Origin of the sequence: Chromobacterium sp. S0633, from assembly GCF_024158805.1 — a bacterium.
Classification (GTDB): Bacteria; Pseudomonadota; Gammaproteobacteria; order Burkholderiales; family Chromobacteriaceae; genus Chromobacterium.
In genome coordinates, this window is record NZ_JAMZGH010000007.1 from 73,133 (window position 1) to 86,113 (window position 12,981).

The 12,981-nt window shown below is 62.8% G+C and carries 13 protein-coding genes and 2 tRNA genes; 12 read left to right on the plus strand and 3 right to left on the minus strand.

What is annotated here, in order from left to right; translation table 11 throughout:
- Window positions 1–50: 50 nt before the first annotated feature.
- Window positions 51–1,166, minus strand: coding sequence for a tRNA guanosine(34) transglycosylase Tgt (gene tgt / locus NK214_RS07260; protein ID WP_107800248.1), 1,116 nt, complete (start codon window positions 1,164–1,166; stop codon window positions 51–53).
- 160 nt (window positions 1,167–1,326) lie between these two features.
- Between tgt and NK214_RS07265 the strand changes: the two genes are divergently transcribed.
- The 11 genes from NK214_RS07265 (at window position 1,327) to NK214_RS07315 (ending at window position 9,655) form a co-directional block, all read left to right on the plus strand.
- Window positions 1,327–1,403 (plus strand) — tRNA-Val (locus tag NK214_RS07265).
- A gap of 175 nt (window positions 1,404–1,578) precedes the next feature.
- Complete coding sequence (gene thrS, locus NK214_RS07270; protein ID WP_107800247.1) at window positions 1,579–3,480, plus strand: threonine--tRNA ligase; 1,902 nt, start codon at window positions 1,579–1,581, stop codon at window positions 3,478–3,480.
- A 41-nt stretch (window positions 3,481–3,521) separates the two neighbouring features.
- Window positions 3,522–4,046, plus strand: a complete 525-nt coding sequence (gene infC, locus NK214_RS07275) for a translation initiation factor IF-3 (RefSeq protein WP_081556240.1) — start codon at window positions 3,522–3,524, stop codon at window positions 4,044–4,046.
- 167 nt (window positions 4,047–4,213) lie between these two features.
- Entirely contained in the window at window positions 4,214–4,411 is a 198-nt protein-coding gene (gene rpmI / locus NK214_RS07280) for a 50S ribosomal protein L35 (RefSeq protein WP_019103239.1), read from the plus strand.
- Between the two features lie 12 nt (window positions 4,412–4,423).
- Window positions 4,424–4,783 (plus strand): 50S ribosomal protein L20, encoded by a 360-nt coding sequence (gene rplT / locus NK214_RS07285; RefSeq protein WP_019103240.1) that lies wholly within the window; start codon window positions 4,424–4,426, stop codon window positions 4,781–4,783.
- Between the two features lie 155 nt (window positions 4,784–4,938).
- Window positions 4,939–5,922, plus strand: coding sequence for a phenylalanine--tRNA ligase subunit alpha (pheS, locus tag NK214_RS07290; protein WP_107800246.1), 984 nt, complete (start codon window positions 4,939–4,941; stop codon window positions 5,920–5,922).
- 21 nt (window positions 5,923–5,943) lie between these two features.
- Window positions 5,944–8,301, plus strand: coding sequence for a phenylalanine--tRNA ligase subunit beta (gene pheT, locus NK214_RS07295; protein WP_253314124.1), 2,358 nt, complete (start codon window positions 5,944–5,946; stop codon window positions 8,299–8,301).
- A 75-nt stretch (window positions 8,302–8,376) separates the two neighbouring features.
- Window positions 8,377–8,679, plus strand: coding sequence for an integration host factor subunit alpha (locus tag NK214_RS07300; RefSeq protein ID WP_019103243.1), 303 nt, complete (start codon window positions 8,377–8,379; stop codon window positions 8,677–8,679).
- On the plus strand, window positions 8,660–9,025 hold the full coding sequence (locus NK214_RS07305) for a MerR family transcriptional regulator (RefSeq protein WP_107800244.1): 366 nt from the start codon (window positions 8,660–8,662) through the stop codon (window positions 9,023–9,025). The genes NK214_RS07300 and NK214_RS07305 overlap by 20 nt, the downstream gene beginning before the upstream one ends.
- An 18-nt stretch (window positions 9,026–9,043) precedes the next feature.
- Window positions 9,044–9,120: transfer RNA gene (locus NK214_RS07310), tRNA-Pro, on the plus strand.
- A gap of 235 nt (window positions 9,121–9,355) precedes the next feature.
- Window positions 9,356–9,655: a putative quinol monooxygenase gene (locus NK214_RS07315; protein ID WP_227107613.1), complete on the plus strand. Its 300-nt coding sequence runs from the start codon at window positions 9,356–9,358 to the stop codon at window positions 9,653–9,655.
- 174 nt (window positions 9,656–9,829) lie between these two features.
- Here the strand turns inward: NK214_RS07315 and NK214_RS07320 are convergent, their stop codons facing one another.
- Window positions 9,830–11,419 carry a hypothetical protein gene (locus NK214_RS07320; RefSeq protein ID WP_253314125.1) on the minus strand — a complete coding sequence of 530 codons (1,590 nt, stop codon included), beginning with the start codon at window positions 11,417–11,419 and terminating at the stop codon, window positions 9,830–9,832.
- Window positions 11,420–11,498: 79 nt separating this feature from the next.
- Window positions 11,499–12,065 (minus strand): GNAT family N-acetyltransferase, encoded by a 567-nt coding sequence (locus NK214_RS07325; RefSeq protein WP_107800241.1) that lies wholly within the window; start codon window positions 12,063–12,065, stop codon window positions 11,499–11,501.
- A 79-nt stretch (window positions 12,066–12,144) separates the two neighbouring features.
- Here NK214_RS07325 and NK214_RS07330 point away from each other — a divergent pair, with 79 nt between their 5' ends.
- The gene (locus NK214_RS07330; RefSeq protein ID WP_107800240.1) at window positions 12,145–12,921 is read left to right on the plus strand and encodes a helix-turn-helix domain-containing protein; all 777 of its coding nucleotides are present in this window, start codon (window positions 12,145–12,147) and stop codon (window positions 12,919–12,921) included.
- The last annotated feature ends 60 nt before the right edge of the window (window positions 12,922–12,981 follow it).

A 12,981-nucleotide genomic window follows, 5' to 3' on the forward strand; every position in this document is an offset into this window, starting at 1 on the left:
AATGCTTGCGACGGTCAGGCCTGTGACAGGCCGACCGCGCAGGTGGTTCCTCAGTTGACGCCGCGGGCGCGCTTGGCGGCGAACTCCAGGCGGAAGTCCTCGAAACGGTCTTCCTCGATGGCGCGGCGCATCTGGCGCATCAGCTCCTGGTAATAATGCAGATTGTGTATGGTGTTGAGGCGGGCGCCCAGAATCTCGCCGACGCGGTGCAGATGATGCAGGTAAGCGCGGCTGAAGTTGCGGCAGGCGTAGCACTCGCATTCCTCGTCCAGCGGCTTCTTGTCGTCCTTGTAGCGCGCGTTCTTGATCTTGACGTCGCCCCACTGGGTGAAGATCCAGCCGTTGCGCGCGTTGCGCGTCGGCATCACGCAATCGAACATGTCCACGCCGTTGGCCACGCCGTGCACCAAATCCTCCGGCGTGCCCACGCCCATCAGATAATGCGGCTTCTCCGCCGGCAGCATGTCCTTCAACTCGGTCAGCATCCGGTACATCTCAGGCTTGGGCTCGCCCACCGACAGGCCGCCGATGGCGATGCCGTCGAAGCCGACCTGCATCAGGCCTTCCAGCGATTCCTGGCGCAAATCGGTATAAAGGTTGCCCTGGACGATGCCGAACAGCGCATTGGGGTTTTTCAGATCGTCGAAGGCGCGGCGCGAGCGCTCTGCCCAGCGCAAGCTCATCTGCAGCGACTTCTGCGCGGTGGCGTGATCCACCTGGCCCGGCGTGCACTCGTCCAGCTGCATCACGATGTCGGAGTTGAGCACGGTCTGGATCTTCATCGAGATTTCCGGGCTCAGGAACAGCTTGTCGCCGTTGATCGGGCTTTGGAAGGTGCAGCCTTCCTCGGTCAGCTTGCGCATATCGGACAGGCTGAACACCTGGAAGCCGCCGGAATCGGTGAGGATGGGTTTGTCCCAGCCGATGAACTCGTGCAGGCCGCCGAACTGTTCGACGATCTCCAGGCCCGGGCGCAGCCACAGGTGGAAAGTGTTGCCCAGAATGATCTGGGCGCCGATGTCGTTCAGCTCGACCGGGCTCATCGCCTTGACCGAGCCGTAAGTGCCCACCGGCTGGAACACCGGCGTCTCCACGGTGCCGTGGTTCAGCTCCAGCGTGCCGCGCCGCGCGCCGCCGGAGGTTTTATGTACGGTAAACTTCAGCATGATTCGGGGATTGCTCTGGTATGTTTGTTTAGCAAAATCAGCCGGCTAGTATACCGTAAGCCGCGCCCGCTGGGGCTTTGTCGCGGTTTCTTCCTCGCGGCGGATGAAAAAAACGCTTGCCAAGCGTAGCGGGCTTGTTTAGTATTCGCAGCTCGACGACAGGCACGTAGCTCAGCTGGTTAGAGCACCACCTTGACATGGTGGGGGTCGTTGGTTCGAGTCCAATCGTGCCTACCAAAATTCAAACGCATGGAGCGTTACAAGTGTCCAACTTGCGAACTACCACAACCCGACATACTCACGCTAGCTGAGCCTTGCGGGTTGTTCCATGCAAAAAAAGTGCGGCTCAGGCCGCACTTTTTTTTTATCCTAAGCTTTCTAAAAATTTCTCTCTCGCCTTGTTGGAGTTGACATGCCAGACATTCGCTTGCCGGACGGCTCGATCCGTTCGTTCGATAAACCGGTAACGGTTCATGAAGTGGCCGCATCCATCGGCGCAGGCTTGGCTCGCGCGGCGCTCGCCGGCCGCGTGGACGGCGCGCTGGTGGACACCTCTTACGCCATCGACCGCAATGCCGACCTGGCCATCATCACCGACAAGGACGCGGACGGCCTGTCCATCATCCGCCACTCCACCGCCCACTTGCTGGCCTATGCGGTGAAGGAGCTGTTCCCGGAAGCCCAGGTCACCATCGGGCCGGAGATCGAAAACGGCTTCTACTACGATTTCGCCTACAAGCGCCCGTTCACGCCGGAAGACCTGGCCGCCATTGAAAAGAAAATGGCCGAGCTGGCGAAGAAAGACATCCCGGTGGAGCGTTACGAGCTGCCGCGCGACGAAGCCATCGCCTACTTCAAGAGCATAGGCGAGGCCTATAAGGCCGAGATCATCGAATCCATCCCGCAGGGCGAAGTGCTGAGCCTGTACCGCGAGGGCGAATTCACCGACCTGTGCCGCGGTCCCCACGTGCCGTCCACCGGCAAGCTCAAGGTGTTCAAGCTGATGAAGGTGGCTGGCGCTTACTGGCGCGGCGACAGCAAGAATGAAATGCTGCAGCGCGTTTACGGCACCGCCTGGGCCAAGAAAGAAGACCTGGACGCCTATCTCTATATGTTGGAAGAGGCGGAAAAGCGCGACCATCGCAAGCTGGGCGTGCAACTGGACCTGTTCCACCTGCAGGACGAGGCGCCGGGCATGGTGTTCTGGCATCCCAAGGGCTGGCAGCTGTGGCAGAGCGTCGAGCAATACATGCGCGAGAAGCTGAACCGCGAAGGCTATAAGGAAATCCGCACCCCGATGATGATGGACGCCCATCTGTGGGAGCGTTCCGGCCACGCCGCCAACTACCGCGAGAACATGTTCATCACCGAATCGGAAAAGCGCGACTACGCGGTCAAGCCGATGAACTGCCCGGGCCATGTGCAGGTGTTCAATAGCGGTCTGCGTTCTTATCGCGATCTGCCGCTGCGCTACGCCGAGTTCGGCTCCTGCCACCGCAACGAGCCGTCCGGCGCGCTGCACGGCATCATGCGCGTGCGCGGCTTCGTGCAGGACGATGGCCACATCTTCTGTACCGAAGACCAGATCAACCAGGAGGCCAAGGATTTCCATCGCCTGGTGATGGAAGTGTACGAGCGCTTCGGCTTCGACAAGGTGGCGATCAAGCTGGCGCTGCGTCCGGAAAAACGCATCGGCGAAGAATCCACCTGGGACAAGGCGGAAGAAGGCATGCGCGAAGCGCTGCGCGCCTGCGGCGTGGAGTGGGAAGAGCTGCCGGGCGAGGGCGCGTTCTACGGCCCCAAGATCGAATACCACATCAAGGACGCGCTGGGCCGTTCCTGGCAGTGCGGCACCCTGCAGCTGGACTTCATGCTGCCGGAGCGTCTGGACGCCGAATACGTGGCCGACGACAACAGCCGCAAGCGCCCGGTGATGCTGCACCGCGCGGCGCTGGGTTCGCTGGAGCGCTTCCTCGGCATCCTGATCGAAAACCACGCCGGCGCCTTCCCCTTGTGGCTGGCTCCGGTGCAGATGGTGGTGATGAATATCACCGAAGCGCAGGCCGAATACGCGGCCAATGTGGCCGCCAAACTGCGCGAACAAGGCTTCCGCGTTGATCTTGACTTGAGAAACGAGAAGATCGGCTATAAAATTCGCGAGCACAGTCTGCAAAAGTTGCCGTATCAGATCATCGTCGGCGACAAGGAGAAGGCTGGCGAGTTGGTTGCCGTACGCTCCCGCGGGGAAGACCTGGGGCAGCTTACGCTGGATGCGCTGATTGCGCGCCTCAAGGCTGAGATGCCTGGGGCCTGATTCCGGCGACGGCAGGCATTGAGTTTAGATTAATAGGAGATTTGGCTATAGCTCAGGAACGCGAAGCACGGATCAACGGCGAGATTACCGCCCGTGAAATTCGTCTGGTAGGTAAAGAAGGTGAGCAGATTGGTGTTGTCAGTCTGCGTGAGGCAATGGCGCTGGCGGAGGAAGGCGATGTGGATCTGGTGGAGATTTCCCCGACCGCGCAGCCTCCGGTATGCAAGCTGATGGACTACGGCAAGTACAAGTACGAGCAGTCCAAGAAGCGTCACGAAGCCAAGCAGAAGCAGAAACAGGTTCAGATCAAGGAAATCAAGTTCCGTCCGGGCACCGACGACGGCGACTACAACGTCAAGTTGCGCAACTTGACCCGATTCCTGGCTGACGGCGACAAAGCCAAGGTCACCCTGCGCTTCCGCGGTCGTGAGATGGCCCACCAGAACATCGGTTTGGAGTTGCTTAAGCGTGTCGAAGCCGATTTGTCCGAAATTGCGGTGGTTGAGCAGTTTCCCAAGCTGGAAGGCCGCCAGATGGTCATGATGATTGCGCCGAAGAAGAAATAATCGGTATAATCATCAAACTGACACGGCAGGGTTCGCTCTGCCGTGTTGATTTTGTAGGTCGGCAACGATCTGCCCAAAAGCGTGACACGATGGTTTTTCAAGCGTTTCCGGATTCGTCCGGCAGCCACCTCGCGTCTAATCTAATCAAAATTCAGCAGGAGCAGTCCATGCCGAAAATGAAAACCAAGTCGAGCGCGAAAAAGCGTCTCAAAGTACTGGGCAATGGTGGTGTAAAGCGCTCTTACGCGTTCAAGCGTCACATCCTGACCAAGAAAACCACCAAGAACAAGCGCCAACTGCGTGGTACTACCATGGTAGATAGCACCAATATGGCCTCTGTTCGCGCAATGATGCCCTACGCTTAAGGAGACTAAGATATGCCACGCGTAAAACGCGGTGTAACCGCTCGTGCTCGTCACAAGAAAATCCTCGCACTGGCGAAAGGCTATCGCGGCCGCCGGAAGAACGTCTATCGCATCGCCAAACAGGCGGTGATGAAAGCCGGTCAGTACGCCTACCGTGACCGTCGTCAGAAAAAGCGTCAGTTCCGTCAACTGTGGATTGCTCGTATCAACGCAGCTGCTCGTGAAAACGGCCTGCCGTACAGCAAATTCATGAACGGCCTGAAAAAAGCCTCTATCGAAATCGACCGCAAGGTCCTGGCCGACCTGGCCGTGTTCGACAAGCCGGCTTTTGCACAGATCGTCGAAAAGGCGAAAGCAAGCCTCGCTGCTTAATCGCCCGGACGGATCAAAAGGGAGGCAATCTTGCCTCCCTTTTTTTTGATGCGGCCCGGCCGCAGGCATGACTCAAGATCAAGACGGTTGGCCAGACTCGCCCGAGTGCTGGGGCGCGTGTGGCCAGCTTTCTTTCGCATACGGTGTGGAACACGATGAACAACGTTGACGCGATTCTCCAATCCGGTCTGGCCGCGGTAGCCGCGGCGGCCGATCTTCTTGAACTGGAGCAGGTCAAGGCCCGCTATCTGGGCAAGAGCGGCGAGTTGACCGAACTCCTGAAACAGCTGGGCAAGCTGCCCGCCGAAGAGCGCAAGGCCGCCGGCGCCACCATCAATGTGGCCAAGCAGGCTTTTGAGGCCGCGCACAAGCAGCGCCTCGACCAATTGAACGCCGCCAAGCTGGAGGCGCAACTGGCCGCCGAGGCGCTGGACGTGACCCTGCCGGGGCGCGGCAGCAACGGCGGCGGCCTGCACCCGGTGGCGCTGACGCTGGAGCGCATCGCCGGCCTGTTCCGCACCATGGGTTTTGAAGTGGCGGACGGCCCGGAGATCGAAACAGATTTCTACAATTTCCAGGCGCTGAACATCCCGGAAAACCATCCCGCGCGCGCGATGGCCGACACCTTCTACGTGGAAGGCGGCGACGTGCTGCGCACGCATACCAGCCCGATCCAGGCGCGCTTCATGATGAACAATCAGCCGCCTATCAAGATCGTGGCCCCGGGCCGCGTATACCGCGTGGACTCCGACGCCACCCATTCGCCGATGTTCCACCAGATGGAAGGCCTGTGGGTGGAAGAGGGCGTGTCCTTCGCCGACCTCAAGGCGGTGGTGACCGACTTCCTGCGCCGTTTCTTCGAGCGCGACGATCTGCAAGTGCGCTTCCGTCCGTCCTTCTTCCCCTTCACCGAGCCCTCGGCGGAAATCGACGTGTTGGGCGAGCGCGGCTGGCTGGAAGTGGGCGGCTGCGGCATGGTGCACCCCAATGTGTTGCGCAATGTCAACATCGACCCGGAGCGTTACACCGGCTTCGCCTTCGGCATCGGTCTCGATCGTTTCGCCATGCTGCGCTATGGCGTCAACGACCTGCGGCTGTTCTTCGAGAACGACCTCAACTTCCTGAGACAGTTCAACTGATCGCGTACGGAGCCGAATACTATGCAATTTTCCGAACAATGGCTGAGAAGCTGGGTTAATCCGTCGCTGAGCACCGACGAGCTGTCCTACCTGCTGACCATGGCGGGTCTGGAGGTGGAGGAAGTCAACGCCGCCGCGCCGGCCTTCAGCGGCGTGGTGGTGGCCGAAGTCAAGGAAGTGGCCAAGCACGAAAACGCCGACCGCCTGCGCGTGACCAAGGTGGACGTGGGCACGGGCGAACTGGTGCAGATCGTCTGCGGCGCGCCCAATGTCGCCGTCGGCCTGAAAGTGCCGTGCGCCTTGCCCGGCGCCGCGCTGCCCGGCGATTTCAAGATCAAGCCGACCAAGATGCGCGGCGTCGAATCCAACGGCATGCTGTGCTCCGGCAAGGAGCTGGGCGTGCCGGACGAGGTCGACGGCCTGCTGGTGCTGCCGGCCGACGCGCCGGCGGGGCAGAGCATACGCGACTACCTGGGCCTGGACGACCAGCTGTTCACGCTGAAAATCACCCCCAACCGCGCCGACTGCCTGTCCATCCGCGGCATCGCGCGCGAAGTGGCGGCGCTGACCGGCGCAGAACTGGCGCCGGTGGCCATTCCCGCGGTGGCCCCGGTCATCGACGACGCGCTGTCGGTGAGCATAGACGCCGCCGCTGGCTGCGGCCGCTACCTGGGCCGTGCGCTCAAGGGCGTCAACGCCGCCGCCGCCACGCCGGAATGGATGCGCCGCCGCCTGGAGCGCGCCGGCCTGCGTTCGATTTCCGCCGTGGTCGACATCACCAACTACGTATTGTTGGAACAAGGCCAGCCGATGCACGCCTTCGACCTAGCCAAGCTGGACGGCGGCATCGTCGTGCGCATGGCCAAGGACGGCGAAGAACTGCTGTGCCTGAACGAGAAAACCGTCAAGCTCAAGTCCGATTACATGGTGATCGCGGACCAGACCAAGGCGCTGGCCATCGCCGGCATCATGGGCGGCGAGCACAGCGGCGTCACCGTCGCCAGCACGGATATCTTCCTGGAAAGCGCCTTCTTCGCGCCGGAAGCGATTGCCGGCAAGGCGCGCGAGCTGGGCTTCGGTTCCGATTCTTCCTTCCGTTACGAGCGCGGCGTGGACTTCCAGCTGCAGCGCGAAGCGATGGAACGCGCCACCCGCCTGGTGCTGGACATCTGCGGCGGTCAGCCGGGTCCGGTGGTGGAGGCCGTGGCCGAACTGCCGCGGCGCGGCGAGGTCAAGCTGCGCGTGCCGCGTTGCGCCAAGCTGTTGGGCGTGAGCTTGAGCAGCGCGCAGATCGGTGAAATTCTGGGACGGCTGGGCCTGGCGCACCGTCTGGACGGCGAAGTCTTCACCGTGGAGGCGCCGTCCTTCCGCTTCGACATCGCGATCGAGGAAGACCTGATCGAGGAAGTGGCGCGGGTATACGGCTACGACGCGATCCCCGCCGACGCGCCGCGTTCCGGCATGCGCATGCTGGCGCAACGTGAAGAGTTGCGCCCGCGCGATCAGATCCGCCATCTGCTGGCGGCCCGCGACTATCAGGAAATCGTCAGCTATGCTTTCGTGGACGAAGCCTGGGAGCGCGATTTCGCCGCCAATGAGCAACCGGTGCGCCTGATCAACCCGATCGCCTCGCAGATGAGCGTGATGCGTTCTACGCTGATCGGCGGCCTGGTGGACGTGCTGGTGGGCAACCTCAACCGCAAGCAGCCGCGCGTGCGCGTGTTCGAAGTGGCGCGCGTGTTCAAGAAATCCGCCGACTGGTTCGATCAGCCGGAAAAAGTGGCCGGCCTCGCCTGGGGTCCGCGCTTGTCGGAGCAATGGGGCGTCAAGGCCGAACGCGTCGATTTCTTCGACGTCAAAGCCGATGTCGAAGCCCTGTTGCACCCGCGGCGCGCGGATTTCTGCAAGGCCGTGCATCCGGCCTTCCATCCGGGCCGTTGCGCCGAAGTGCTGGTGGATGGCGTGGTTGTCGGCGTGATCGGCGAACTGCATCCCAAGTGGGCGCAGCAATACGATCTGCTCAGCGCGCCGGTGCTGTTCGAACTTGACCTGGCGGCGGCGGAAGCGCGGCAGCCCATCAAGGCGCAGCCGGTGAGCAAGTTCCAGGCGGTGCGCCGCGATCTGGCGCTGGTGGTGGACGAGGCGGTGGAAACGGCCCAATTGCTGGCCTGCTTCGCCAAACACGGCGCCGCCATCGTCAGCGAAGTGGCTTTGTTCGACGTTTATCGCGGCAAAGGCGTGGAAGAGGGCAAGAAGAGTCTGGCCTTCCGCGTGATGTTGCAGGACAATAGTCGCACGCTGACCGACGAAGACGTGGAGCCGGCGCTCAAGGCCCTGCTGGACGGCGTTGCCGCCGAGCTGGGCGCTCAGTTGCGCTGAGCCCAAGGCGTGGAGCCCGCCGCGGAGTCGGCGGGCTTTTGAATGATTAGAAATATTGATGTGTGAGAGGGTGACATGACTTTGACCAAGGCTGAGCTGGCCGACATGCTGTTCGATCAAGTGGGTTTGAACAAGCGTGAAGCCAAGGACATGGTTGAATCGTTCTTTGAGGAAATTCGCCAGGCCCTGGAGTCCGGCGATTCCGTCAAATTGTCCGGTTTCGGCAATTTCCAATTGCGCGACAAGCCGCAGCGTCCGGGTCGCAACCCCAAGACCGGGGAAGAGATTCCCATCACCGCGCGACGTGTGGTAACGTTCCACGCTAGTCAGAAACTCAAGGGAATGGTCGAGCAATTCCATGCCAACAAGCAAGGCTGATCTGCCGCCGATACCGTCCAAGCGCTACTTCACCATTAGCGAGGTGAGCGAGCTCACCGGCGTCAAACCGCATGTGCTGCGCTATTGGGAGCAGGAATTTTCCCAATTGCGCCAGGTGAAGCGCCGCGGCAACCGCCGTTATTACCAACATCACGAAGTGTTATTGGTCAGGCGCATTCGCGGTCTGTTATATGACGACGGGTTTACCATCCACGGCGCCCGCCAGCGTCTGGGCGCGGACGGCCAAGAAGTGCGCCCGGCAACGGCCCAGGAGGTCAGGACCGAGTTGGAGGCGATTTTGGAATGGCTTGATTCAGGGCTTGGCAAAAATCAAAAAGCAGTTTAGAATACGTTTCTCTCGAGTCGGGGCGTAGCGCAGCCTGGTAGCGCACCTGCATGGGGTGCAGGGGGTCGGAAGTTCGAATCTTCTCGCCCCGACCAAAGAATTCCAAAAGTATCAAATATTTAAAAGCTCTGCGTTTGCAGAGCTTTTTTTATTTTCCCCTCCAAATATTAGAAATCCTTCTAATTCCATCCCCTTCAATGAGTCGAATTCGGCGGGCGATTTTTATTGCCCGATAGACGGCGGCGAACCATTTGTTTCTGCGCCTGCCGTATTCCTGTGGCCGCCGCGGAGATGCGCGGCGGCGTATCGCCGACTTTTGTGAGGATTGCCATGTTGCATGTAGTAGCCGTGATTACCGCCAAGCCGGGCCAGCGCGCCGTGATTTTGCGCGAGTTGAATGCGATCGTGCCCCTGGTGCGCGAGGAAGAGGGCTGCATCGAGTACGGCCCGGCGCTGGACCACGCGGATTCGCCGCAGCCGTATGGCGCGGACAGCCTGGTGGTGATAGAGAAGTGGACCAGCAAGGCGGCCTTGGACCGCCACCTGGACGCGCCGCCGCTGCGCGCCTTCGTCGCCGCGACCGAGGGCGCGGTGGCCGGCCTGGCCGTGCATGTGCTGAACCCGGCCTAAGAACCTGTTTACGACCTGCTACGCGTCGGCGATGCGGCGTTGAAAACCGCCTAGAAATGCTCATGCACCACGAGTGCATTCCGCTTTCTCAGCGGTTTTCGCCTTGTCCGCCCTCGCTCGCGAGACGCTGAACAGACCCAAACGCTGCTTACCGTTCCCCGCCGGCCTTGCCGGCTATTTTTCTGGGCGGATGTCGGTCAGAGGCGCTTCGATGGGCAGCCGTTGCAGCTCGCTGTTGAAAAAGCTGCGCTCGCCGCGCCGCAGCGACGGCAGCAAGGCTTGGAGGCGGGACAGCGCGTCCGCGGCCTCCCGGCCGGCGCCCTGCTCATGCAGCAGGAACCAGGCGGCTTCCAGCAATAGATTGGCTTGTTGCAGAGGAGGGAAGGCGGCGTTGCCGGCGAGTTGCTCGTCCAGCGCCAGGACCGCCGCCGAGGACCAGCGGCTGAAGCCCTTGGCCGGAGACAAGGAGGCGTGCAAGGGCTGCAAGGCCGCGATGGCGTCTTCCAGCGCCAGCGGTTGCTGGGCGCGGAAGGCCGAGAGGCTACGCGAACGCGGCGGCGGGCAGTTACCGCGGGCGATGCGCAGGATGAAGATCAGATTCCAGGCGGAGCCGCTGCCGTAGCCGAAGCGGTCGCAAATCCATTCGGACAGCCCAAGCCAGCGCATCGCCTGCAACTGCACCGCGCCTACGCGCTGCTCGCGTTCCGGGTCGACCAGCCCCTGCTGCCAGAACAGCCACAAGCACCAGCCGATATTGGCGGCCACATGTTGGGCGGCGTCGATGGAGTCCGCCTCGTAAGCCGCTTCCAGCGCGCCGCTCAGCGCTTGCAGCGCCGCGCCGGCCTCGTCCCGTTGGCGCGAGGCGCCGGCGCCGCTGGTGGCGGCGTGCTTGTGCAGCAGGGCCAGCAGGTTCAGGCATTCGAAGCGCACACGCGGGTTGTAGCGGAAAACCGGCTGTAGCTCCGGCGAGGTTTGCAGGTGTTCCAGCGCGGTCCGCGCCGCGTCGGCGTCGCCTTGGGAGTAACGCTCCCAGGCTTTGACGATGCAGGCCATCGCGGCGAAGGTGGGATGGGCGTGATGGACGCTGCCGGCGTCCAGCACTCGGTCCAGCCGCTTCAGCGCGCTGCGGCTGCCGTCCAGTTGAGCGCTGCGGCGCAGGGCCAGGCTTTCTTTCATCAAGGCCAGCGCTTGCTGAAAATCGTCTCCGGCGAATTGACGCGCGACGTGGAAGGATTCCGCCACCTGGCGGCTGGGGCGGCGTCCGAAGCCGTCGTATTCGTCGCGGATGGCCTGCGCCATCTGTTGCCAAAAGCGCATGTCGCGCATCAGATAGGACAGATTGCCGGCCGGGCTTTCCGGTTTTTCCCGGCGAAGACCGAGGAAGTGCTCCAGCCAATCCCGCTCCACCTCGACGCCGCCGGCGCGGAAACGCAGCCGCGAGGCCATGTCGGCCGTCAGCCAGAACGGACCGCGGCTGCGTCCGTTCAGCGGCAGGGTGTCGATGGGCCGGCCGCGCGCGGCGCCCCAGCCGGCCTGCACGCCCCAGCGGGCGAAGTCGGCGAACGCGCGCGAGATCAGCATGCGGATATTGTTCTGGCCGGGAAAGCCTAGCCGCAGGGCGGCGGCGGACACCGCGCCGTCGCCGAACTGCTGGGCGTGCCAGAGCCGGGCCAGCAGCCAGACGGATTGGCCGCGGGCGGCCTCGCCCTTGACGCGGTAGGGAGCGGACAACTCGATTTCGATGAGGTCGGGAGCTTCTGTCATGGTTGGAATGGGGGCTGAACAGGAGGCCGGCAAGGCGGGGAGCGCTTGCCGGCGAGGAGGCGATGTCGCCGCGGGACGCTTACCACAGCCGGTCGATGTCCCCCGGATGGAGCGCGATCTCGCAATCTTCGAAACGCGACGCCAGCCGCCTGGCCTTGTCGCTGAAAAAGCAGGCCATGGTCGCCTTGTCGAACTGGCTGCTGGGGAAGGGCGCGGCCGGCGTGCCGCCGATCAAGACGGCGCCCGGCAGTTCGCTCCAGCCGCAGCTTTGGTAAAAGCGCCGCAGGGGGCGGTCGCAAGTGAAGATGCCGAGATCGGCGCCGTTGGCCTGCATGGTTTCGCGCGCGGAGGCGGCCAGCAGCCGGCCCAGGCCGCGGCTGCGGTCCTCGGGCTGGGTGACCATGCAGCTGATGCCGCTGGCCTGGAAGTCCTCGCCGGCGTGGCGCAGCGTTTTGCTGAGGATGTCCAGCGCCGACAGCACCCGGCGGTTCTCCACCAGCAGCAACGACAAGGGCGCGAGCGCCGGGTCGTGGATGGGCTCGGGACCGGCCGGCGGCTCCCCGGGCCAGGCCAGGTTTTGCAGCGCCAGCACTTGCATGCGCAGTTCCGCGGGCACTTCCGCTTCGGGGAAGATCAGTATCTCCATCGGCTGGCTCTCCTCGCAATGGACGGGTATGGTCGAGCTATATGATAACAGCCGCCAAGGGCGCGGGAGAGAGACAGTCATGGCGGAAACGACGGCCGGCCCGCGGGCAGCTTGGGATGCCGAGAGCCGGGCCACCTGGGAGGTGGCCCGGCGCTACCACGAATGTTGGCGCGCGCGCGACGCGCGGGCGGCGCTGGCCTTGTTTCATCCGGAGGTCGAATATTGCGATTTCTACCGCAATCTGACGCTGACTTACGCCGATTTGCCGGCCTATCTGGCCGAGAGCATGCCGGACGGCGGCAAGGAGAGTTTGCAGCACACCGACCGCATCCGCGTCGACGGCGACACCGCCTTCATCCAATACCGCTATGTGATCCGGCTGGCCTCCAGCGGCAAGCTGGCCAGTTTTCAAGGCGGCGAGGCGATCCGGGTGCGGGACGGCCTGATCGTCTCCGTGCATGAGTACTGTACGCCGGTGCGTTTGAGCGGGGAGCGGACCGGCGATCGCATCGGCTTGAACCCGCAGCGGCTGGCGCGGCTGCTGGCGGACCTGCAAGCCTATTTCGCCGAACAGCGGCCCTATCTGGACTGCGAGCTGAGCCTGGGCCAGGTGGCGCAGGCCACCGGCTACACCCGCAATCAGATCTCCCACGTCTTGAACCAGGCGCTGGGCCTGAGCTTCTACGCCTGGCTCAATCAGCAACGCGTCCGTCATCTGCTGGCGCTGCCGCGGCCGCCGGCCGCTCCGCTGGACATGGCCTTCGCCGTGGGCTTCAAGTCCGCCTCCACGTTCTACAAGGCTTTCCGTCTGGAAACCGGCACCACGCCGCAGCGCTACTTTTCCGCCGATTCCTAGCGGTCCCGCGCGCACGACGCGGCGCGGGCGCCGGCTTAGTCTGTTCGGGTCCGCCCCAGG